Origin of the sequence: Aggregatibacter sp. oral taxon 458 str. W10330 (assembly GCF_000466335.1) — a bacterium.
Lineage (GTDB): Bacteria > Pseudomonadota > Gammaproteobacteria > Enterobacterales > Pasteurellaceae > Aggregatibacter.
Genome location: NZ_KE952623.1, coordinates 5,673 through 8,085, shown reverse-complemented (window position 1 = coordinate 8,085; position 2,413 = coordinate 5,673). Strand labels below are relative to the sequence as shown.

Annotated in this window: 4 protein-coding genes; all 4 read left to right on the top strand. The window is 31.1% G+C overall.

Annotated elements, in window-relative coordinates:
- Positions 1-188, top strand: a 188-nt coding sequence (locus HMPREF9065_RS01195) for a vitamin B12 dependent-methionine synthase activation domain-containing protein (protein WP_021615602.1), incomplete at its 5' end; no start/stop codon positions are given.
- A gap of 56 nt (positions 189-244) precedes the next feature.
- On the top strand, positions 245-1,468 hold the full coding sequence (locus tag HMPREF9065_RS01200) for an AAA family ATPase (RefSeq protein WP_021616900.1): 1,224 nt from the start codon (positions 245-247) through the stop codon (positions 1,466-1,468).
- Entirely contained in the window at positions 1,469-2,137 is a 669-nt protein-coding gene (locus HMPREF9065_RS01205; protein ID WP_021616899.1) for an HNH endonuclease, read from the top strand.
- Positions 2,137-2,413: hypothetical protein (locus HMPREF9065_RS10395; protein ID WP_232209104.1), on the top strand; the 277-nt coding region annotated here is incomplete at its 3' end. The genes HMPREF9065_RS01205 and HMPREF9065_RS10395, both read left to right, overlap by 1 nt.

The window sequence follows — 2,413 nt, the reverse complement described above, 5'->3', positions numbered from 1 at the left end:
GCATGAAACTCACCGAAAGCTACGCCATGTGGCCGGCAGCTTCTGTCTGCGGTTGGTATTTCACCCACCCTGCAAGTAACTATTTCACTTTAGGTCGCATCGATGAAGACCAAGCTCAAGATTATGCCAAACGTAAAGGTTGGGATGAGAGAGAGATGATGAAGTGGTTGGGTGTGGCGATGAAGTGAATTTTATTCTAGAAAAAAAGTAATTATGTAATTTTACTAAAATTGAGGTTAATACAATGAAATATATACACAATATATCTGGAAAAATTGAGCATCTAGACTATGAAATAAATATTGATTTAAATGGTAAAAACTTAATTCTTGTTGGTGCTAACGGAGTCGGAAAAACATCAATATTAAATTCAATTTATAAATCTATTAACATAGAGCTCGAAAAAAACAACTCTCAAATAGATAGTTTTAAGGACACATTAGATTATTATAAACGTGATATAAAAAATTATACTGAAGGATCAAATGAATACATAGATAAATTCAATTCAATAAAATATTATGAAGAAAAACTAAAAGAGTTTAATTCACCATTAACGCTTTCAATTCCTAATATAAGTGATTTTATTAGAAATTTTAATACAAAAAAAGCAATCAGATCTAATTTTTCTGCATACAGAATAAGTAGAATTCAAGCGACATCTTCATCTACATCTTTAGAGGAAGAGAAGAAAAATTCTCTTGAGTTAGAATATGTGGGTTCTACATTAGAACAACATCTTTTAAATATAAGAGTCACTAAATCATTACTTATGACAGAGGCTAAAGATCATGTGAAAGCTAATAAATTCTCACAATGGTTTGATAATTTTGAGCGCCAATTAAAATATCTTTTTGAAGATAATGACACAAAACTAAAGTTTGATGTTTCATCAATGAAATTCTATATTATTCAAAGAAATAAGAAATTTACATTTCAAAATCTCTCATCTGGCTATCAAGCCATTTTTGACATTTATGCAGATCTGTTAATGAGAACTGAACTGTTTGATATAACTCCAGATGAATTAACTGGTGTAGTACTAATTGATGAAATAGATGCCCATTTACATATATCTTTACAAAAGATAATTTTACCTTTTTTCATTAACTCCTTTCCAAAGGTTCAATTTATTGTAAGCACGCATTCTCCATTTGTAATTAGCTCTAGTTCTGATACAGTAATTTATGATTTAACAAAACAAGAACTTATTACAAACAATGTAACATTTTATTCAAATGATGCTATTGTGAAAGGATTGTTTCATGTAAATACAACTCATAGCATAGAACTCCAGAATATAATTGATGAACTGAAAGAAGTTATAGATTCAGATATTAATGACTCGAATAAATTAAGAGAACATATAAAAAAGCTAGAACCATTTAAAGAAAGCTTAACTAATTCAGCGAAAGTAATCCTATTATTAGCAGAAAACAAGGTTCTAGATATAGAGGAGAATAGATAAATGTTTTTTGTTAATAGGGATCCACAATTACCTAATAGTCTATCAAAAACTATAAAAGATTATAGAACTGAAGAGGTTATTACAAAGTTAAATGAAATGTTTTTTGGTAAATGTTATTTATGTGAAAAAGATAACATTTCAGATATTGAAGTTGAACACCTCATACCACATAAGAACAATGAAAATTTAAAATATGATTGGAATAATTTATTTTATTCTTGTTCTAGATGTAACAGTATAAAAGGCACAAAAGAGAAAATTTTGGATTGCACAAACATTGATGTAAGTAAAGCAATAGAATTACGTTGCCCTTCATCTGATTCGGATCCCGTAATAGTTAATTTAGGTCTATTCGGAGAAAGTGAAGAAATATTAGCAACTAAAGAATTATTAGAAGAATGTTACAACAATCGTTCTACTGCAATCAGAGGCATAAGTAGACAAGCTCTCATTGATGAAATAATTAAACATTATGCATGTTGGTTAGACCTTAAACTCAAATTAAGGGACAATCTTCTCTCAACTAGAGAAGAAAAAGAAATTCTAGAAAAACTAGAGAAAATGTGCCAATCAAATTATCCTTTTTCGGCTTTTTGGAAGTGGCATATTTATCGCGATAATGTTTTAAAGGATAAAATTTCTATTTTTGATGAACAATTCCCTCTATGATGGCCCCCTTTGATGGCGCAAGCGTCCTCGCTTGTGCCTATCAACTAAAAGTGCGATCAAAAAATCCAACGGATTTTGAATATTGGTTCCGTCAACAGCTTATGAGCAAAATTTGCAATGTTTATATTAAACAGAGCACCAGCGTGGACGCTGGCGCTATCTTGCTTTATTTTCATATCTCTGTTGCCCTACGCTTCCCAGCATGTGCCCAATTTCACGAAAAAACACCTACAAAACTCACCGCCCCCCACGATGGCGCAAGCGTCCTCGCTTGTG